We start from the raw sequence: 18,782 nt of genomic DNA, 5'->3' as shown, positions 1-18,782 counted from the left end.
GGCCCTCACTCGATGATAACGAGCGGTGCGCCAAACTCGACCGGGGCGCCGTCTTCGACCAGGATGCGCTTGACCGTGCCGGATTTCGGCGCCGGGATGTGGTTCATCGTCTTCATAGCTTCGACGATGATCAACGTATCGCCTTCGGAAACCTCCGCGCCGACCTTGATGAAGGCGGGCGAGCCGGGCTCCGGTTGCAGATAGACCGTACCGACCATCGGGGAAAGGACCGCGCCGGGATGGGCGGCGGGATCTTCGGGCGCGTCGGTGGATGCCGCGGCCGGCGCGCTTGTTGCCATGGATTGTGCCGGGGCAGGCTGTGCGGAGACGACTTGCGCGGGCGCGGCCTGCGGCTGCATGCGACTCACCCGGACGTTCAGGCTGTCATTGTCCGAATATTCGCGTTTGACCTGCAATTCGGTCAAATCATTCTCGCGAAGCAATTCCGCGAGCGCCGCGATGAAGGCGACGTCGGAGTCGTGGGTCTTGTTGCTCATACCATCCTCAACCAATGCGCATTGGGCTGTCGGTCTCTTTGGACGCGACGTTACTTCGCTTATAGGCCAAGCGGGAAGGGGAGAAAAGCAGCCTCCGTTGTCCGTGCGTGATGGGAGCTTTCGCCATGCTGAAGGCCCGAGGCCCGGTATGCACGGCCTGGGTCAGGATTTGGTGTCAGCGGTCACGTCATTCGGCCTCGGTGCAAGCTCCGTGGAGGCGAAGCCTATCGGGTCTTCCGCGGGCATATTATCAGGGTTTGCCGCGGATGTGTCGGGGGCGATATCGCCGCCCCTTGTGTCTGCATCGCGCTCGAATTGGAGGGCCGCGATCTTCAATTGCATGATCGAGGGGGGCGCGACATGGTCGGATTGCGTCGGTGACGAAAGGCGCAGCGCGTCGATATCCGCGGGCGTTTGGGCTGTTGGGTTGGCAGCAGAAGTCGTCGGCGCCTGACCTTCTGTTTTCGGAAGCAGGGCGTGCGGGCCGCCCGCTTCGGCGTGGTTCATCGTATTGCGGCCCATTGCGCCTGCATGTCCGAGAGTGTTTGAGCCCAGAGATGTATCGGTCTGAATTTGCATGGGATCCTCCTTTGACAGGCGGATATTCATGCGCTGTGGAATGGTGGAAATATCCGTCGGAACGTGGCTATTGTAACCTAGCCCACTGGAGCCGCTACAGATTTCGGATTGTATGGTTACCGCGGCCTTAAGTGCTTCGGTCGAGAAAAAATGACGGGCCCAGGAAAGGCCCGTCTGTCGCTCTGATTTTGAGGTGGTTACCCGCGGTTCATGCGATTTTCGATGAGGTCGTCGACGACCTCGGGCTCGGCGAGGGTGGAGGTGTCGCCCAGGGCGCCGTAGTCGTTTTCGGCGATCTTGCGCAGGATGCGGCGCATGATCTTGCCGGAGCGGGTCTTGGGCAGGCCCGGCGCCCATTGGATGAGATCGGGCGAGGCGATGGGGCCGATTTCCTGGCGGACCCAGTTGCGCAGCTCCTTGCGCAGCTCGTCCGAGGGCTCCTGGCCAGACATCAGGGTCACGTAGCAATAGATGCCCTGGCCCTTCACGTCATGCGGATAGCCGACCACTGCGGCCTCGGCGACGGAATCGTGGCTGACCAGCGCCGATTCCACCTCGGCCGTGCCCATCCGGTGGCCCGAGACGTTGATCACGTCATCGACCCGGCCGGTGATCCAGTAATCGCCGTCCTCGTCCCGGCGGCAGCCATCGCCCGAGAAGTAATAGCCTTTGTATTGCTGGAAATAGGTGTTCTCGAACCGCTCGTGATCGCCCCAGACGGTGCGCATCTGGCCGGGCCAGCTATCGGCGATGGCCAGCACGCCCTCGGCGGGGTTGCCCTCGATCTCCTTTCCGCTTTCGGCCTCTAGAACGACCGGTTTGATCCCGAAGAACGGCTTCATCGCCGCGCCGGGTTTGGTTGCATGCGCGCCGGGCAGGGGGGTCATCAGGTGCCCGCCGGTTTCCGTCTGCCACCAGGTATCGACGATCGGGCAGCGCCCGCCACCGACCAGATCGTTATACCAGGTCCAGGCCTCGGGGTTGATCGGTTCGCCCACCGTTCCGAGGAGTCGCAGCGAGGATAGATCGCATTTCGTTACGAAATCGTTGCCCTGGCCCATCAATGCGCGAATCGCCGTGGGTGCGGTGTAGAATTGGGTGACCTTGTGCTTCTCGCAGACCTGCCAGAAGCGGCTGGCATCGGGGTAGGTGGGCACGCCCTCGAACATCAGCGTGGTGGCGCCATTGGCGAGCGGGCCATAGATGATGTAGGAGTGCCCGGTGACCCACCCAACATCTGCGGTGCACCAATAGATGTCGCCTTCATGGTAATCGAAGGTGACCTCATGGGTCAGGGCGGCGTAAACCAAATATCCACCACTTGAGTGCACAACCCCCTTGGGCTGGCCGGTCGAGCCGCTCGTATACAGGATGAAAAGGGGATCTTCGGCGTCCATGGGTTCGGGCGCGCATTCAGCGGAAGCCTCCGCCATGGCGGCTGTCACATCCACGTCGCGGGCCGCGTCCCAGGCAACGTCGCCGCCGGTGCGGCGCACGACAAGGCATTTGACGGACGCGTCGCATTGCGCCAGCGCCTTGTCCGCATTGGCCTTGAGCGCGGTCTTGCGCCCGCCGCGCGGGGCCTCGTCGGCGGTGATGACGCATTTGGCGTCCGAGCCGTTCACGCGCTGCGCCAGCGCATCGGGGGAAAAGCCCGCGAAGACGATGGAATGGATTGCGCCGATCCGCGCGCAGGCGAGCATGGCATAGGCGGCCTCGGGGATCATCGGCAGGTAGATCACCACGCGGTCGCCGCGGGCCACGCCCTGGTCCTTCAGGATGTTGGCCATCTTGGAGACATTGGTCGCGAGGTCGCGATAGGTGATGTGCTGCGCGCCCTCCTGTGGGTCATCGGGCTCCCAGATGATGGCGGTCTGATCGCCGCGGGTCTCGAGGTGGCGGTCGATGCAATTCGCAGCCACGTTGAGCTGGCCGTCCTCGTACCACTTGATCGAGACATTGCCGTATTCGAAGTTCACATCCTTGATCTTCGTGGGCGCGCGCATCCAGTCGATGCGCTGACCCTGCTCGGCCCAGAACCCCTCCGGATCGGAAATCGAGCGGGCATACATCTCCTCGTAGCGCGCCGCATCCACATGCGCGCGCGATACCGTCTCCGCGCTCGGCGCAAACGTCTCATGCGGGTCGTGATGGCTCATGTTCTCACTCCTCCTGTGATATGCCCACAAAACCGCGAGCCTTTTGTATTCATTCCTGTCGCGGAATTGCAGAAGCCCGGTTCCCCCGACACTTCCCGAATCGTGCCGTTCCAACGGGTTGGGGCTCGCGTTCGTCTCAAATTGTTCGCATTTCGGTGTAATAAAAAGGCCGGGAGCGTGCACCCCCGACCTTTCGACGACCAAAGCCGGACCGCATTCAGATGGCCAGGTATTCGTGGCGCAGCTCTTCGTTTTCGAGCACTTCGGCGGCAGTTCCGTCATAAACGATGGAGCCGGTGTCGAGGATGATCGCCCGGTCCGCCAGTTGCAGCGCCCGCACGGCGTTCTGCTCGACGAGAATCGTGGTCATGCCCTGCTCCTTGATCAGGCGCAGCGTCTTTTCGATCTCGTCGACGATCACGGGGGCCAGACCCTCATAGGGTTCGTCCAGAAGCAGGACCTTGATGTCGCGGGCCAGCGCGCGGGCGATGGAAAGCATCTGCTGCTCGCCGCCAGAGAGGGTCACGCCTTCCTGCCGACGGCGTTCGCCCAGCCGCGGGAACAGGTCGTACAGCCGCTCGATCGACCAGCCGATGGGCGGCTGGATCTGCGCCAATTGCAGGTTCTCTTCGACGGTCAGGCCGGGGATGATGCGCCGATCCTCGGGCACGAGGCCGAGCCCCGCGACCGCCGCCTGATGCGACGACATGGTGTGCAGGGGTTGGTGATCGAGCCAGATTTCCCCCTTCTGGACCTGCGGATCGCCCAGCCGCGCGATGGAGCGCAGCGTCGTCGTCTTGCCCGCGCCGTTGCGGCCCAAAAGGGCCAGAATCTCACCTTCGTGCACGTTGAAGGAGATGCCCTGGACGATGTAGCTTTCGCCGTAATAGGAATGCATGTCCCAGACCGACAGGTAGGCGGGCGCGGTCTCGGCGTGGTTGGCGTTTTTCGAAAAATCGGGCCGGACGTTCATTTTCTTTTCCTCCCGTCCCGAACCTGATCCGGGACCTCAGCGGTGGAGGCCCCGGCGCGGGGCCGGGGCGCGTTATGCTTGGATCAGGCGGCTTCGCCCAGATAGGCTTCCTTGACCTTGGGGTGTCCCTTGATCTTGTCGGGCGTGTCCTCGACCAGCGGCGTGCCCTGGGCGAGCACCGTGATCCGGTCGGCAAGCGAGAAGACCACATGCATGTCATGCTCGATGATGCACATGGTGATGTCGCGCTTCTCCTTGATCTCCTTCAGCAACTCGATCGTATTGTTGGTGTCGGCGCGCGCCATGCCCGCGGTCGGCTCGTCCAGGAGCAGAAGGCGGGGTTGCTGGATCAGGCACATCGCCATTTCCAGCCGCCGCTTGTCGCCGCGCGACATCGAGGCCGCGTGCATATCCTGCTTGTCGAGCATGTTGACCTCGTCGAGCATCTGCTCGGCCTCGGCGCGCAAATCGCCCTCATCCTCGACGGATTCGATCGCGTGCAGGCGGAACGATCCGTCGCGCTTGGCCAGCAGCGGGATCATCATGTTCTCCATGACGCTGAGATCGCCGAAGATCTCGGGCGTCTGGAAAACCCGGCTGATGCCCATCTGGTTGATCTCGTAGGGCTTGCGCCCCAGCACGGACTGGCCTGCGAACATCACAGACCCGGTATCGGGGATCAGCTTGCCCACGAGGCAGTTCAAAAGCGTGGACTTGCCCGCGCCATTCGGTCCGATAATCGCGTGGACCGTGTTCTCGGCGACCGAGAGGTTCACATCGCCGAGCGCCTGCAAGCCGCCGAAGCGCTTGTTGACGTTCTTGACCTCAAGAATTCCCATGTCGCGCTCCTTATTCAGCGGGGGTTTTCTGGTTGGCGGTATCGCCATCCGTGTCGTCGGCCTTCTTGCGGCGGAACATCGCCGCGAGCTTCTGGCCGCCCTGGACGAGGCCGCCGGGCAGGAAGATCACCACGGCCATGAACATCAGGCCCAGCGTCAGGTGCCAGCCCTTGCCCACGAAGGGGTAGAAGATCGTCACGAGAAAATCCTCCATCCCGTCGGGCAGGAAGGCGAACCATTCGTGCAGGACGGTCGAGTTGATCTTGGAGACGATGTTTTCCATGTACTTGATGAACCCCGCGCCGAGCACTGGGCCAATCAGCGTGCCCGCACCGCCGAGGATCGTCATGAGCACGACCTCGCCGGAGGCCGTCCAGAACATCCGCTCCGGACCGACCTGCGTGTCCATCGCCACCATCAGCCCGCCTGCGAGACCGGCATACATGCCGGAAATCACGAAGGCCGCGAGGGTGTAGGGCTTGGAGTTGAGGCCGGTATAGTTCATCCGCTGCTGGTTCGATTTGACCGCGCGCAGCATCATCCCGAAGGGCGAGCGGAAAATGCGGATCGCCATGTAGAAGGCCAGGACCATCACCACGGCGCAGACATAATAGCCTACGTTCATGGTGAATTCCCAACCGCCCAGGCGGATGATGGAACTGTCGGACATCTCGAGCCCGAAGAGGCTCGCGCGGCCGATCTCGCCCTCGGGAATGTTCGACAGAAGCGGGTTGTCGCCGGGCTTGATCTGCAGGCCCGTCTCGCCGCCGGTGAGCGGGGTCAGGACCGAATAGGCCAGTGCATAGGACATCTGCGCGAAGGCGAGCGTCAGGATCGAGAAGTAGATCCCCGACCGGCGCAGCGAGATATAGCCCACGAGCACCGAGAAGAGCCCCGCGAACACGATCGCCATGATGATGCCCGGGATGATGTTGAGCGAGACGAGCTTCATCATCCAGATCGCGGCGTAGGAGCCCACACCGAGGAAGGCCGCGTGCCCGAAGGACAGGTACCCGGTCAGCCCAAACAGGATGTTGAAGCCAATGGCGAAGATCCCGAAGATCACGAAGCGCTGCATCAGGTCGGGATAGCCCGCGTTGAACTGCGCCATGGCGCTGTCCACCGGGAAGGGGTTGAGCAGGAACGGAGCCAGCAGGGCCAGCGCCGCGACGAGGATGAAGACCGACAGGTCCTTACCTTTGATACCGAGCATGGTCTTACTCCTCCATGACGCCCTTGCGGCCCATGAGGCCACGCGGACGGGTCAGCAGAATGATGATCGCAACGAGGTAGATGATGATCTGGTTGATGCCGGGCAGCAGCTCCACGATGGCGGGCATCGAGGCGAAGCTCTCCAGAACCCCGAGCAGGAAGCCTGCGAAAACGGCGCCGGGCAGCGAGCCCATGCCGCCCACGACCACCACGACGAAGCTCAGCACCAGGAAGTCCATGCCCATGTGGTAGTTGGGCGCCACGATGGGCGCGTACATCACCCCGGCCACGCCCGCGACGCAGGCCGCGATGGCGAACATCAGCGTGAAGCGGCGGTCGATGTCGATGCCCAGAAGACCCACGGTCTCGCGGTCGGCCATGCCTGCGCGGACAACCATGCCGAAGGTGGTGAATTGCAGGAAGGCAAAGACAGCGCCGATGATCAGGGCTGCGAAGCCGAAGTAGACGAGGCGCCAGTAGGGATACATGATCGTCAGCGGATCAAAGCCCAGAAGCACGCCGAAATCGAAGCTTCCGGTGAAGGCTTCGGGGGCAGGGGTCTGGATCGGGTTGGCGCCGAAGAACGCCTTGACGATCTCCTGCAGCACGATGGCCAGGCCGAAGGTCACGAGGATCTGGTCCGCATGCGGGCGCTTGTAGAAATGCTTGATCAGCCCGCGCTCCATTGCAAAGCCCACGCCGATCATGACCGGTATGGAGAACAGGATCGACAGCGGCACGGCCCAGTCGATGATCGACGCGCCCAGTTCGGGCCCGAAGATATCGTGCATGTAGGGCACGTCGATCTTCATCGGATTGCCGAGGAAGTCGGTGCGCGTCTCGTCGACGACCTCGTGGCTGAGGCTCAGGATGCGCGAGAACACGACCGCGCAGAACGCGCCCAGCATGAAAAGCGCACCATGGGCGAAGTTCACGACGCCGAGCGTGCCGAAGATCAGTGTGAGCCCGAGCGCGATCAGCGCATAGGCCGATCCCTTGTCGAGCCCGTTCAGGACTTGGACGATTATCTGATCCATGGCTGTAGAGCCCCCTCAGAGTGGAATGTCTTGAATCCGGACTTGTCCGGTCCGGTCGGATCATGTGCCGGGGACGGGGAAGCGCCCCCGGCGCCTGGGCCTCACGCTAGGCGCGCAAGGCCCGAGGGATCATGCACCGTTGTTGCACGAGCCGAGCGAACCGCCCGCGAATTGCGGGTGATCGGGCGCGTAGGTGACCTGCTCGGTCGGGGTGACCTCGACGATCTCCACCAGGTCGAACTCGTTCTCCGGGTTCTCCTTGCCGCGCACAACGACAACGTCCTTGAAGCACTGGTGGTCGTCGGCACGGTAGGTGGTGGGACCATTGCCCAGGCCGTCGAATTCGAACCCTTCGAGGGCCTCGACGACGGCGCAGGGGGCAAAGGAGCCGGCGCGGGTCACGGCATCGGCATAGAGCAGCGTCTGCACGTAGCAGGTATGCGCGGCCTGGCTCGGCGGGAAGCCGTACTTTTCGCCGAAGGACTGCACGAAGGCATTGGTGCCCGTGTAGCGCGCGCCCAGCTGGTTCTCGAGTTTCCAGTCCCAGTTCTGGGAGCCAAGGATGCCCGCGATGTTCTGGCCCGCACCGCGTGCCATCAGCTCGGAGTAGAGCGGCACGACGATCTCGAACTTCTTGCCGTTGGCTTCCGCCTCACGCAGGCCGAACTGAACCGCGTTGGTCAGCGAGTTGACCATGTTGCCGCCGTAATGGTTCAGAACCAGAACGTCTGCGCCGGAGTTCAGAACCGGGGCGATGTAGGACGAGAAGTCGGTCTGGGTGAGCGGCGTCTTGACCGAGTTCACGGTCTCCCAGCCCAGAGCTTCCGTGGAGGAGGCCATCGCCTCTTCGGTGGTGTAGCCCCAGTTGTAGTCTGCGGTCAGGTGGTAGGCCTTGCGGTCCGCGCCGTACTGGTCGACGAGGATCGGCGCGAGAGCGGCACCGGACATGTAGGAGTTGAAGAAGTGACGGAAGCCGTTGGCCTTCCGGTCCTTGCCGGTCGTGTCGTTGGAGTGGGTCAGACCGGCCATGAAGATGATGCCCGCCTCCTGGCAGAGCGCCTGCACGGCCACCGCGACGCCCGAGGACGAGCCGCCGGAAATCATCACCGCGCCGTCCTTCTCGATCATCGAGCGGGCGGATGCGCGGGCCGCGTCCGACTTGGTCTGCGTGTCGCCGGTGACGTATTCGACGCGCTTGCCGAGGATACCGGTGCCTTCCAGCGCCTTCGAGGAGAAGGTCTGCAGCATGCCGCCATCGCCTTCGCCGTTCAGATGCTCGACCGCGAGCTCGAACGCGCGCAGCTCGTCGGCGCCCTCATCGGCATAAGGGCCGGACTGGGGCACGTTGAAGCCCAGCGTGACCGTGTCGCCCGTGGGGGCATTGGTGAAGCCTTCGTGGCCGGCAGCGCTGAGATAGGTGGGTAGCGCGAGGCCTGCGCCCGCAACGGCGCCGGTCTTGATCACGCCACGGCGTGTCAGGTTGTGTCTGGACATAAAAATCCTCCCTTTTTGAAACTGCGCTCGGCTTCCTCCGGCCGGTGGCGCAGCGCACATGTCGTGCAAAGTCAGTATGAGTGGGATATCGAAAACGAGGCAACAACGCGCTTTGTGTCTTCACTTTTTTTGTCAATGAATGAACAGTATACAGGTGTAGTCTGTAAATTATTTGATGCGGCGCCGCAGAAAGGTGCTGTGGGGACAGGATTTTTTCATGGCGCGCGACACGCTCACCGGCAGCCGCATCCGCGAACGGCGCATCATCCTCGGTCTCAAGCAGGCCGAATTGGCCAAGCGGGCCGAGATCTCGCCATCCTATCTGAATCTGATCGAGCATAACCGGCGCAGAATCGGCGGACGGCTTCTGGTGGATATCGCCCGTATCCTGGAGGTGGAGCCGTCGGTGCTGACCGAAGGGGCGGAGGCCGCGCTGATCGGCGCGCTGCGCGAGGTCGCCTCGGGACCGCTTGGCGCCACGGCGGAGCTTGACCGTGTGGACGAGTTCGCGGGCCGCTTTCCCGGCTGGGCGGCGCTTCTGGCACGGTCGCAGCGGCGCATCCAGTCGTTGGAGCGCGCGGTCGAAACCCTGTCGGACCGGCTGACACACGATCCGCAACTGGCAGCCTCGCTCCATGAGATGCTGAGCCGGGTCACCGCGATCCGCTCCGCCGCGTCGATCCTGGCCGAGCCCGGGGATATCTCGCCCGAATGGCAGGGCCGCTTCCATCGCAACATCTACGAGGACAGCGATCAGCTGGCCGAGACGTCGCGCGCGCTGGTCGCGTATCTGGAGGCCGCGGACGAGGATACCGGCAGCTCCGCCACCGCCCCGCAGGAAGAGCTTGATGCGATCCTCGAGGAGGCACAGTTCCGCTTCCCAATGCTGGAAAGCGAGGCGCAGCCAATACATGCGGCCCCGTCCGATCCGTCAGGGCGCGCGGCGCAGGACGGCCCATCCCAGCCCGCGCGCCTTGCCGCAACCCTGACTCAAAGCGGATCGGAGGCGGCGCGCATGCTTCTGACCGAACATCTGACGCGCTATGCCCGTGATGCCGCCGCCTTGCCGCGCGCTCGTCTGATCGAGGCGCTGGCCGAGACAGGACCCGATCCGGTGGCCTTGGCGGCCGCCTTGGGGCAGGGCGTCGCGCTGGTGATGCGGCGGCTTGCCATGCTCGATCCGGAAAATGCGGGCGGCGACGGGCCGGGCGGGTTCGGCCTCGCGATCTGCGACTCGTCCGGCGTTCTCACCTTCCGCAAGCCGCTCGCGGATTTCCCGATGCCGCGTTTCGGGGCGGGCTGTCCGCTCTGGCCGCTTTATGCCGCGCTGAACCGTCCCGGCGCGCCCATTTCCGCACCACTTCTGCAACCCGGCGAGCCGCCGCGTCCGATCCGGGCCTATGCCATCGCGGAACAGGTCGGGCCGCCGCGACTTGACCGGGCACCGCTTTACGAGGCGACGATGCTGGTCGCCCCCACATCCGAGGCCTTCGTGCCGGAGGCCCTGCCGGTCGGGGTCAATTGCCGGATCTGCCCGCGACGCGGCTGCGAGGGACGGCGCGAACCCTCGATCCTTGGCCGCGACCCGCGAGAGGAATTTTGAGCGCATCGCGGCGCCTGTCGGAAAGAGGCTGGTCAGCGCATGACATTTCGGCGACAGTCAGCGTGTTAGGCGGAGGGGAGGCCACCTGGCATGACAAAGCGTCTGCTGTTGATCGAAGATGAACCCAATATCATCGAAGCGATCGGATTCATTCTGGCCCGTGACGGCTGGCAGGTCAAAAGCCATACATCCGGCAAGGACGCCGCGGAGGTTGCACGCCGCGAGCGCCCGGATGTGGTCATCCTCGACGTGATGCTGCCGGGCAAGTCGGGCTACGACATCCTGCGCGAGATCCGCGCGGATGAAAGCCTGGCCGGTCTGCCCGTGCTGATGCTGACCGCGCGCGGCCAGTCCAAGGATCGCGAACTGGCCGAACAGGCGGGGGCGAGCCAGTTCATGACCAAGCCCTTCTCCAACAGCGAGGTGCTGGACGCCGTGCGGGCGCTGGCCCCGGCGTCATGAGCGATCCCGACGACCGGCCGGTCTCGCCGGTCTTCTTCGAAAGGCGCACCTATCGCCGCAGGCGCCTTCAGGACGCCGCGCGGATCCTGCCCGTGATCGGCGCCTTTGCCTGGCTGATCCCGCTGCTCTGGCCGCGCGGATCCGAGGATGGCCCGCCGATGAGCCAGGCCCTGATCTACATGTTCACGGTCTGGGTCCTGCTGATCGTGATCGGCGCGATCCTGTCGCGCAAGCTGACCGCGGGCGACGCCGCCGAGGCTGAGCGGAGCCAGGAATGATCTCGTTCAACGGGCTTGTGGCGATCTGCCTCGCCTATGTGGTTCTGCTCTTCGCGGTGGCCTTCTTCGCCGACCGGTCTGCCCGGCGCGGACGGGGCGGCTGGTTGCGCTCGCCCTTGGTTTACACCCTGTCGCTGTCCGTGTATTGTACCGCCTGGACCTTCTATGGCGCGGTCGGATCGGCGGCGCGCAGCGGGCTCGAATACCTGACGATCTATATCGGGCCGAGCCTCGTGATGATCGGCTGGTGGTGGATCCTGCGCAAGCTCGTGCGGATCGGACGGTCCCAGCGGATCACGTCGGTGGCGGATCTGGTCTCGTCACGCTTTGGAAAGTCGAACCTGCTTGCGATCAGTGTGACCCTGCTGTCAGTGACGGCCACGACGCCCTATATCGCGCTGCAGCTTCAATCCGTGACCGTGTCATTCGAGGTGTTCAGCGGAGCCGCCTCAGAGGCGGCGGGATCGGCGCCAAGCGCCAATTCGGCCTTCATCGTCGCCATGGGCCTTGCGCTTTTCACGGTGATCTTCGGCACCCGCAACCTCGATGCGAACGAGCGGCACCACGGCGTCGTCATGGCCATCGCGGTCGAGGCGGTGGTCAAGCTCTTCGCGCTGATGGCGGTGGGCGTCTTCGTGGTCTGGGGCCTTTCGGGTGGCATCTCCGAGACGCTTGCCCGGATCGAGGCGTCGCCCCTGCGCGCATGGGACGTCCATGGCGGGCGCTGGGCGGGCCTGATCTTCCTGTCGGCGGCGGCCTTCATCTGCCTGCCGCGCATGTTTCAGGTCCTCGTCGTGGAGGCCGCGGACGAGGATCACCTGCGCACAGCAAGCTGGGCCTTCCCGCTTTATCTGCTTCTGATGTCGATCTTCGTCGTGCCTATTGCCGCGACCGGTCTCGATCTTCTGCCCGCAGGCGCCAATCCGGACCTCTTCGTCGTTACGCTGCCGCTGTCGGAGGGCCAGGTCAGCCTTGCGGTCCTGTCCTTTCTCGGCGGCTTCTCCTCGGCCACATCGATGGTCATCGTGGCGGCCATCGCGGTTTCGACGATGGTGTCGAACCATATCGTCATGCCGCTCTGGCTGCGGCTCGCGGGCGGACGCGCCTCGATGTCGGGCGATGTGCGCCATGTCGTGCTGACGGCACGGCGCGTCTCCATCGTGTCGGTCGTTCTGCTGGGCTATTTCTACTACGCGCTCTCGGGGGGCGGTACGGCGCTTGCCTCCATCGGGATCATCTCCTTCGTGGGCGCGGTGCAGGTTCTGCCTTCCATGCTGGGCGGCATCTTCTGGCGGGGGGCGACACGGCTCGGGGCGATGGCCGGGATCATGACGGGCGCGACCCTGTGGGCTTACACGCTGTTCCTGCCTTCTTTCGGCCCGGTCATCTTCTCCTCCGAGATGATGGCCTCGGGGCCGTTCGGGATCGGGTGGCTGGCCCCGCAGGCCCTGTTCGGCCTGCGCGACATGGACCCGTTCCTGCATGCGCTTTTCTGGTCGGTGTCGCTGAACACGCTGGCCTTCTTCGTGGGCTCGGTCTGCAGCTTTCCCATCCCGGTGGAGCGGCTGCAGGGCGCGCAATTCGTCAATATCTTCCAGCATTCGGGCGGGCCGCGCAGCTGGTCGGCGGGTGTTGCGCAGACCGAGGATCTGCTGATCATGTCGCAGCGCATTCTCGGCTCCGAGGAGGCCATCGCGCTGTTTCGGCGCGAGGCCCGGCGCATGGGCCTCAAGGGCGATCTGCCGGAGCCGCAGCCGGGCTTTCTCGAAACGCTCGAGCGTGAGCTTGCAGGATCGGTCGGGGCCGCGACAGCACACGCCATGGTCGGTCAGATCGTCGGCGGAACCTCCGTGTCGGTGCAGGACCTGATGGCCGTTGCGGACGAATCCGCGCAGCTCATGGAATATTCCGCCCGCCTCGAGGCGCAATCGACGGAGCTGTCGCGCACTGCCGGCCAATTGCGCGAGGCCAACCGGAAGCTGACGCGCCTGTCGGTGCAGAAGGACGCCTTTCTCAGTCAGATCAGCCACGAGCTGCGCACGCCGATGTCGTCGATCCGTGCCTTTTCGGAGATCTTGCGCGATCAGGACAGCCTGTCGGATGCCGAACAGTCCAAGTTCGCCTCCATCATCCACGACGAGACGATTCGCCTGACGCGGCTTCTCGACGATATCCTCGATCTGTCGGTGATGGAGAACGGCCGGGTCAGCCTCAACCTGCGCGAAGGGGCGCTGAGCGACGTGATCGACCGCGCGCTGGCGGCGGCCGCGGCGGGCGAGGCAGGAGGCCTGCGTATCCACCGCAACCACGTTTCCGAAGTGGTGAAGCTGCATACCGATCTTGATCGCCTGGCGCAGGTTTTCATCAATCTTATCGCGAATGCGCGCAAGTATTGCGAGGCGGAGGCGCCCGCGTTGACGATCCGGGTGCGGGACCTCGGCGATACGCTCTGCATCGATTTCATCGATAATGGGGCGGGCGTGCCGGAGGAATCGCGCGACATGATCTTCGAGAAATTCTCCCGCATTTCCGACCAGAAGGCAGGCGGCGCGGGCCTTGGCCTTGCGATCTGTCGCCAGATCATGGAGCGGCTCGGCGGCACCATCGCCTATCTGCCCGGCGAAGGCGGGGGCGCGTTCCGGGTCACCCTTCCGCGTGACGCGGCACTTGCGGCGGAATGACCACAAATCAAGGAAATGGTAACCAAAGGGCCCCATAACCCCGGGTAGTCAGGGGTATGGGACCGACAATGGACGACGCGCGAAACGCCGAAAACATGGATGTGCTGCGTCGCAAGGCGTCGCTCGGTCGCCGTGCGTTCGAGGCCCATGGCATGTCGCCCGAAAAAGCGCTGAACCGGGCGCTGACCCGCGCGGCGGAAACGCATTGGAACCTGGCCTTCCTGGCGCGCGAGGTGCGGCAATCCCGGATCGACCAGGCCGGGTGCGAGGCCATGTTGGGCACAGGCGGCATGATCGTGCTGCTTGACGGGCCGGATGGCCAGCCGGGCTTTGCGCTGATCGACGGGGGGCTGGTGGCCGGGCTGACGGAGGTGCAGACCTTCGGCACGATCAGCGCTATGGAGCCGGAGGAGCGGACTTTCACCGCGACGGATGCGGCGATGACCGCACCGCTTCTGGATCAGGGGCTCGAGAATTTCGCAAGGCTCTTGGCCGCGCATCCCTTGCGGCACCAGGTGGCGGAGTTCCGCTTCGGCGCCCGGGTCGAGACGGCGCGCGTCGCGGGCACGCTCATGGAGGCGGCGTTCTACACCCTCTTTCGGATGGAGGTCGATCTGGGCGGCGGGTGTCGCACCGGTCAGATGACGCTGGCCTTTCCCGAACGGCCCGAGGAAACGGGCGAGGAAGACGAGGACGCGGAGCCTGCCAGCCCGCGCCACAGCCAATTGATGATGACCCTGCCTGCGCAGCTCGATGCGGTTCTGTGTCGTCTGACCCTGTCGCTCAAGGACGTCGAGGCGCTGGACATCGGCACGCGCCTGAACCTGCCGCGTGATGCGCTGACCCGGACGGAGATTTGCGCGGCGGGCGGGCAGCCCATCGCCGAGGGCACGTTGGGTCAAATGAACGGGCAGCGGGCGTTGCGCTTGGGCCGTGCGGCAAGCCCCGGCAAGCTCGACGATCTGGTCGCGGGGCAGGGGGCCATGGGGGCCGCATTGGGGATGGACGCAGCCGCCGCCGCGCCACCCCTCGATTTCCAGCAGATGGTCGATGCTGCGGAGCCTGCGATGGACGCGCCCGGCCAGCCCGATATCGCCTCTCCCATCATGGACCTGCCCGACATCCCCGAGCTGGACGACCTGTCCGCGGCACCGGCCTTTGACAGCACTGCGGGCCTGCCGACCGATTTTGCCGATCTGCCGGATTTACCCGATCTGCCGGATTTGCCCGATTTTCCGATGCAGAAATGACGGGACGCGCCGCCCGCGCGGTCGCATCCCGGCTTTGGATTGCAGTAGAGGGGGCAAACGACCTAGCGCCTTATGAGCTTGCAGGCCGCACGTCCCAGATGTGTCGACCAATCCGGAAAGGAATGTCAGCTCTTGGATTGGGCTGCCATCGCCTCAAGCGTGGGGCGCAGACCGCCAAGATCGTAGCCGCCTGCCGCCGCCTTGGAGAGAATGTCGTCCACGGGCTCCTCGCCCGCGCGGGACAGCGCCCAGATGACCGTGCAGCGCGTGCCCGAGGCGCAATAGGCCAGGACCTTGCCGGGGGCGTCAGCCACCAAAGTGGCCTGCGCCGCGACATTTTCGGGCGTCATGGTCTGGTGGGTCAGCGGCAGGACCTCGAAGTCGAGCCCGACCGCTTCCGCCGCAGCGCCGATCGCCGCGGCCTGATGGCTCGGCGGGACCTCCGCATCGGGGCGGTTGCAGATCACGCGGGTGAAGCCCGCGTCGCGGATCGCCGCGATATCCTCGGGGTCGATCTGCGGCGAGACGAAATAGCGGTCGGTGATTTGGCGCGGTTCCATATCCCTTGCCTATTCCGCCGGAAGGGCGCTGTCCAGACGGCGGCGCAGGAATGGCGCGGCAGCCATGCCTGCGAGCATTGCCGCGAGGAAGATCCAGACGCCCGGCCCTCCATAGCTCAGCGAGGCGATGACCGGCCCGGGGCACAGTCCGACAAGCCCCCAGCCCATGCCGAACAGCACCGATCCCAGAACCAGATTCCGGCCGAGGCGCGGCTCGGGCGGGGCGGGAAAGCTGCCGCCTGTCACGGGGGCCGCGCGGCGGGCCGCGATCTGCCAGGCGATAGCCATGGGCACGATGGCCCCGCCCATCACGAAGGCCAGTGTCGGATCCCAGGCGCCGAACACATCGAGCCAGCCCTGCACCTTCGCCGTGTCGGTCATGCCCGAGATATACAACCCGGCGCCGAACAATCCGCCCGCGATCAAAGCAAAAACCATGCGCATCACATCACCCCCAGGCCGTGACGCAGGAGCGCGATCGTGACGCCGCCTGCGAGAATGTAGAAACAGGTCGCCACGATCCCGCGCAGCGACAGGCGCGAGATGCCGCACACCCCGTGTCCCGAGGTGCAGCCATTGGCGATACGGGTGCCCACGCCCACGAGGAGACCCGCCAGAACCAGCAGAATGACGTTTTCCGTCAGGTGGTTATCGACGCCCCCGAAGATCAGCGCGAGCAGGAACGGCACGCCCGCCGTGCCTGCCAGGAAGGCGATCCGCTCTCCGGCATTGCCGCGCCCGGAGCCATCGACGAGCCCGCCAATCAGCCCGGACGCGCCCATGACGCGTCCGTTCATCAGCAGAAACACCGCGCCCCCAAGGCCGATGAGCCCACCGCCCAGCAATCCCATGATCCAGTCTGTCGGCATGGTCTGTCCTTTTATTTGATGCCCCGAAATCTCAGTTCGAGAACATATATAAAAAAGTGAATGTATTGCAAGAGGGACTCGCTTTGCCGTCCCAACGTATTCGCGATGGCGCAGTGCTTGCCGGCCTGTGGATAATTTCGTCTAATGCCTGAAATTCCGGCACAAGTCCGGATCGGGCAGGCAGTGGCAGTCCTTCGGCTGACCACGATCGGACAAAGGGCAACACGATGCCGGATCTCGTGCATCGGCAATTTTCGGACGGGATCGCGATCCTCGAGATCTCGAACCCGCCGGCGAATGTCATCTCGGCTGATCTGCGGGCGGAGCTGAGCACAGCGCTGTCTGCCGCGCTGTCCGATCCCGATATAGCCACGATCCTGCTGATTGCAGCGGGCCGCGATTTCTGCACCGGCTTTGATTTCTCCGAAACGCGCAGCCCGAAGTCGCGCAAGGCGTCCGATGCCGCGCCCTCGCTGCTTGCGCTCTGCGCGCAGATCGAAACGTCTCCCAAGCCTGTGGTCGCGGCCATTCAGGGCATGGCGTTTTCCGGCGGGGCCGAGATCGTTCTCGCATCGCATTACCGTCTGGCGCAGGCGGGCGCGCAGATCGCCTTTCCGGATGTGCAGATGGGCCTTCTGCCGCATGCGGGCACGACCCAGCGACTGCCGCGGCTTCTGGGGGCAGGGCCTGCGCTGGATCTGCTGCTGGGCGGCCGTCCTGTTCCCGTGGCGCGGCCCCCGGTCCGCGCCCTCTTCGATGCCGTGGTCGCCGAGGATCTGCGCGGTGCAACGCATCGGTTTTGCGCCGCCTTGAAGGATGCAGGCTCGGGCCCCCGTCCGAGCAACGCCGCCATGGCCGGTCTGCGCGATCCGATGGCGTTCCAGGCCGCCATCGCGGAGCGGCGGCAGCGTCTCGAAAACCATCCCGAGCGGGCGCGCCACGCCATCCTCGATTGCGTGGAGGCCGCGCAGCTATTGCCGTTCGAGGCCGGGCTCGCCCGCGAGGAGGCAGCGTATTTTGAGCTGGCCGGAAGCGAGCAGTCGCAGGCCTTGCGCCACATCTTCCTTGCCGAACGGCGGCTTCTGTCGGGGGCCGCGCAGGAAGCCGCGCGCCTCAGACCGGATGCCCGCATCGCGGTTCTGGGCGGGGGGCCGCTTGCGACACAGGTCGTCATTCGCGCGCTGGAACACGGGCTAACCGTCCAATGGGGCACGCGCGATCCCACGAAATTGCGCGCGGGCATGGCCGAGGTCACCGAGGTTCTGACGGCCAAGAAGGCGCGCGGGGCCGTGACGGATAAGGCGCTGCGCAACCTGCTCGATCGGCTGACGCTGGGTGAAAGCCACAAGATGGCGGAGAATGTCAGTGCCGCGATCATCGCCGCACGCGGACAGGGCGCGGTGCCGCTGCCTGAGGGGGCGCCGCGACTGAAGCTCTTTCCTGATCCGGTGACCCATGTGGACCTGCGTCTCGCCACACCGATTGGCACGTCGAATTTCGCCGAAGTACTCATCGGGTCCGAGGCATCGGAGGACGAGGTGCGCACCGCGCGTGCCCTTGTGCGTCGGCTGGGAAAGCTGCCGCTTGCGGTCGTCACGCGCGGTCCGGGTGTGACCGAGCGGATGATGAGCACTCTGCACGCGGCCGCGGACGCGCTGATCGACATGGGGGAAGATCCGTATTCCATCGATCTCGCGGTCCGTCGCATGGGGTGGCCGCGCCCGCCCTTCGAGACGCGCGATCTGAGAGGGCTTGCGGACTTCGCCAATGAGAAACGGGTCGAGGGCGCGCGCAACTGGTCTGCGGTCGTGGCCCAGACCGGACGACAGGGGCTTGAGGCAGGACGCGGGTTCTACCTGCATCAGCAATCGGGCATGCGGCCCGACCCGTCCGTGCTGAAACTGCTTGATGACATGCGCCCGCCCGCACGGTCGCCCCGCAGCGTCGAGGAGATCACGGAGCTGCTGCTGGCGGTCCTGGCCAATGAGGGGGCCGCCATGCTGCAACGCCGAAGCGTCGCGCGTCCCTACGAGATCGACATCGCGATGCATCTCGGCGAGGCCTTTCCGCGCTGGCTGGGCGGGCCGATGATGGCCGCCGACCGGGCCGGTCTGTTCCACGTCAAACGCATCCTCGAAGGCGTGGATCACCCCGATACCCGGCTCTGGCATCCGCATCCCGTCTGGGCGGAGCTGGTGAAGAACGGCAAGCGCTTCGGCGATCTGAACGGCTGAGGCCCCAGGCGGCCCGTCCGCGCGCTCCGGACGTCGCGTCAGACAGGTTTTGCCG

17 protein-coding genes are annotated in these 18,782 nt (G+C 64.9%); 6 read left to right on the top strand and 11 right to left on the bottom strand.

What is annotated here, in order from left to right; all coding sequences use genetic code 11:
* Window positions 1-5: 5 nt before the first annotated feature.
* The 8 genes from accB to FIV09_RS13175 form a co-directional block, all read right to left on the bottom strand.
* Window positions 6-497 carry an acetyl-CoA carboxylase biotin carboxyl carrier protein gene (accB, locus tag FIV09_RS13210; RefSeq protein ID WP_152450490.1) on the bottom strand — a complete coding sequence of 164 codons (492 nt, stop codon included), beginning with the start codon at window positions 495-497 and terminating at the stop codon, window positions 6-8.
* Between the two features lie 162 nt (window positions 498-659).
* The gene (locus tag FIV09_RS13205; RefSeq protein ID WP_152455676.1) at window positions 660-1,076 is read right to left on the bottom strand and encodes a hypothetical protein; all 417 of its coding nucleotides are present in this window, start codon (window positions 1,074-1,076) and stop codon (window positions 660-662) included.
* 197 nt (window positions 1,077-1,273) lie between these two features.
* A complete protein-coding gene (gene acs / locus FIV09_RS13200; RefSeq protein WP_152450486.1) occupies window positions 1,274-3,235 on the bottom strand; it encodes an acetate--CoA ligase in 1,962 nt (653 codons plus the stop codon).
* A 217-nt stretch (window positions 3,236-3,452) separates the two neighbouring features.
* Window positions 3,453-4,208 carry an ABC transporter ATP-binding protein gene (locus tag FIV09_RS13195; RefSeq protein WP_152450485.1) on the bottom strand — a complete coding sequence of 252 codons (756 nt, stop codon included), beginning with the start codon at window positions 4,206-4,208 and terminating at the stop codon, window positions 3,453-3,455.
* An 83-nt stretch (window positions 4,209-4,291) separates the two neighbouring features.
* Window positions 4,292-5,047, bottom strand: a complete 756-nt coding sequence (locus FIV09_RS13190) for an ABC transporter ATP-binding protein (RefSeq protein WP_152450483.1) — start codon at window positions 5,045-5,047, stop codon at window positions 4,292-4,294.
* 10 nt (window positions 5,048-5,057) lie between these two features.
* A complete protein-coding gene (locus tag FIV09_RS13185) occupies window positions 5,058-6,260 on the bottom strand; it encodes a branched-chain amino acid ABC transporter permease (protein ID WP_152450482.1) in 1,203 nt (400 codons plus the stop codon).
* Window positions 6,261-6,264: 4 nt separating this feature from the next.
* Window positions 6,265-7,296: a branched-chain amino acid ABC transporter permease gene (locus FIV09_RS13180; protein WP_152450480.1), complete on the bottom strand. Its 1,032-nt coding sequence runs from the start codon at window positions 7,294-7,296 to the stop codon at window positions 6,265-6,267.
* 129 nt (window positions 7,297-7,425) lie between these two features.
* Window positions 7,426-8,790 (bottom strand): substrate-binding protein, encoded by a 1,365-nt coding sequence (locus tag FIV09_RS13175; protein ID WP_152450478.1) that lies wholly within the window; start codon window positions 8,788-8,790, stop codon window positions 7,426-7,428.
* Between the two features lie 217 nt (window positions 8,791-9,007).
* Here FIV09_RS13175 and FIV09_RS13170 point away from each other — a divergent pair, with 217 nt between their 5' ends.
* From FIV09_RS13170 to FIV09_RS13150, 5 genes are all read left to right on the top strand, one after another.
* Window positions 9,008-10,393 carry a helix-turn-helix domain-containing protein gene (locus tag FIV09_RS13170; protein WP_152450476.1) on the top strand — a complete coding sequence of 462 codons (1,386 nt, stop codon included), beginning with the start codon at window positions 9,008-9,010 and terminating at the stop codon, window positions 10,391-10,393.
* A gap of 90 nt (window positions 10,394-10,483) precedes the next feature.
* The gene (locus FIV09_RS13165; protein WP_152450474.1) at window positions 10,484-10,855 is read left to right on the top strand and encodes a response regulator transcription factor; all 372 of its coding nucleotides are present in this window, start codon (window positions 10,484-10,486) and stop codon (window positions 10,853-10,855) included.
* Window positions 10,852-11,133: a hypothetical protein gene (locus FIV09_RS13160; protein WP_152450472.1), complete on the top strand. Its 282-nt coding sequence runs from the start codon at window positions 10,852-10,854 to the stop codon at window positions 11,131-11,133. Before FIV09_RS13165 ends, FIV09_RS13160 begins: the two co-directional genes overlap by 4 nt.
* Window positions 11,130-13,814: a sensor histidine kinase gene (locus FIV09_RS13155; RefSeq protein WP_152450470.1), complete on the top strand. Its 2,685-nt coding sequence runs from the start codon at window positions 11,130-11,132 to the stop codon at window positions 13,812-13,814. The genes FIV09_RS13160 and FIV09_RS13155 overlap by 4 nt, the downstream gene beginning before the upstream one ends.
* A 68-nt stretch (window positions 13,815-13,882) precedes the next feature.
* Window positions 13,883-15,064 (top strand): FliM/FliN family flagellar motor switch protein, encoded by a 1,182-nt coding sequence (locus FIV09_RS13150; RefSeq protein ID WP_172975729.1) that lies wholly within the window; start codon window positions 13,883-13,885, stop codon window positions 15,062-15,064.
* A 125-nt stretch (window positions 15,065-15,189) separates the two neighbouring features.
* On the opposite strand, the gene FIV09_RS13145 is transcribed toward FIV09_RS13150, so the two are convergent.
* Genes FIV09_RS13145 through FIV09_RS13135 form a run of 3 tightly spaced genes read right to left on the bottom strand, consistent with a single transcriptional unit; the run spans window position 15,190 to window position 16,493 of the window.
* On the bottom strand, window positions 15,190-15,624 hold the full coding sequence (locus tag FIV09_RS13145) for a TIGR01244 family sulfur transferase (protein ID WP_152450466.1): 435 nt from the start codon (window positions 15,622-15,624) through the stop codon (window positions 15,190-15,192).
* A gap of 9 nt (window positions 15,625-15,633) precedes the next feature.
* Entirely contained in the window at window positions 15,634-16,068 is a 435-nt protein-coding gene (locus tag FIV09_RS13140) for a DUF6691 family protein (protein WP_371417705.1), read from the bottom strand.
* Complete coding sequence (locus FIV09_RS13135) at window positions 16,068-16,493, bottom strand: YeeE/YedE family protein (protein WP_152450462.1); 426 nt, start codon at window positions 16,491-16,493, stop codon at window positions 16,068-16,070. The genes FIV09_RS13140 and FIV09_RS13135 overlap by 1 nt, the downstream gene beginning before the upstream one ends.
* 227 nt (window positions 16,494-16,720) lie before the next feature.
* On the opposite strand from FIV09_RS13135, the gene FIV09_RS13130 reads away from it, so the two are divergent.
* The gene (locus tag FIV09_RS13130; RefSeq protein ID WP_152450461.1) at window positions 16,721-18,727 is read left to right on the top strand and encodes an enoyl-CoA hydratase-related protein; all 2,007 of its coding nucleotides are present in this window, start codon (window positions 16,721-16,723) and stop codon (window positions 18,725-18,727) included.
* Window positions 18,728-18,782: the final 55 nt, after the last annotated feature.

It is taken from the genome of Roseivivax sp. THAF197b, from assembly GCF_009363255.1.
GTDB lineage: Bacteria > Pseudomonadota > Alphaproteobacteria > Rhodobacterales > Rhodobacteraceae > Roseivivax.
This window is presented reverse-complemented; position numbering and strand designations above follow the sequence as displayed.

Bases quoted from the DNA above. Each gene is read 5' to 3' on its own strand.
- FIV09_RS13145 (WP_152450466.1), bottom strand. From the start codon at position 15,624: ATGGAACCGCGCCAAATCACCGACCGCTATTTCGTCTCGCCGCAGATC.
- accB (WP_152450490.1), bottom strand. From the start codon at position 497: ATGAGCAACAAGACCCACGACTCCGACGTCGCCTTCATCGCGGCGCTC.
- FIV09_RS13140 (WP_371417705.1), bottom strand. From the start codon at position 16,068: ATGCGCATGGTTTTTGCTTTGATCGCGGGCGGATTGTTCGGCGCCGGG.
- FIV09_RS13165 (WP_152450474.1), top strand. From the start codon at position 10,484: ATGACAAAGCGTCTGCTGTTGATCGAAGATGAACCCAATATCATCGAA.
- FIV09_RS13205 (WP_152455676.1), bottom strand. From the start codon at position 1,076: ATGCAAATTCAGACCGATACATCTCTGGGCTCAAACACTCTCGGACAT.
- FIV09_RS13130 (WP_152450461.1), top strand. From the start codon at position 16,721: ATGCCGGATCTCGTGCATCGGCAATTTTCGGACGGGATCGCGATCCTC.
- acs (WP_152450486.1), bottom strand. From the start codon at position 3,235: ATGAGCCATCACGACCCGCATGAGACGTTTGCGCCGAGCGCGGAGACG.
- FIV09_RS13150 (WP_172975729.1), top strand. From the start codon at position 13,883: ATGGACGACGCGCGAAACGCCGAAAACATGGATGTGCTGCGTCGCAAG.
- FIV09_RS13135 (WP_152450462.1), bottom strand. From the start codon at position 16,493: ATGCCGACAGACTGGATCATGGGATTGCTGGGCGGTGGGCTCATCGGC.
- FIV09_RS13190 (WP_152450483.1), bottom strand. From the start codon at position 5,047: ATGGGAATTCTTGAGGTCAAGAACGTCAACAAGCGCTTCGGCGGCTTG.
- FIV09_RS13180 (WP_152450480.1), bottom strand. From the start codon at position 7,296: ATGGATCAGATAATCGTCCAAGTCCTGAACGGGCTCGACAAGGGATCG.
- FIV09_RS13155 (WP_152450470.1), top strand. From the start codon at position 11,130: ATGATCTCGTTCAACGGGCTTGTGGCGATCTGCCTCGCCTATGTGGTT.
- FIV09_RS13170 (WP_152450476.1), top strand. From the start codon at position 9,008: ATGGCGCGCGACACGCTCACCGGCAGCCGCATCCGCGAACGGCGCATC.
- FIV09_RS13175 (WP_152450478.1), bottom strand. From the start codon at position 8,790: ATGTCCAGACACAACCTGACACGCCGTGGCGTGATCAAGACCGGCGCC.
- FIV09_RS13160 (WP_152450472.1), top strand. From the start codon at position 10,852: ATGAGCGATCCCGACGACCGGCCGGTCTCGCCGGTCTTCTTCGAAAGG.
- FIV09_RS13185 (WP_152450482.1), bottom strand. From the start codon at position 6,260: ATGCTCGGTATCAAAGGTAAGGACCTGTCGGTCTTCATCCTCGTCGCG.
- FIV09_RS13195 (WP_152450485.1), bottom strand. From the start codon at position 4,208: ATGAACGTCCGGCCCGATTTTTCGAAAAACGCCAACCACGCCGAGACC.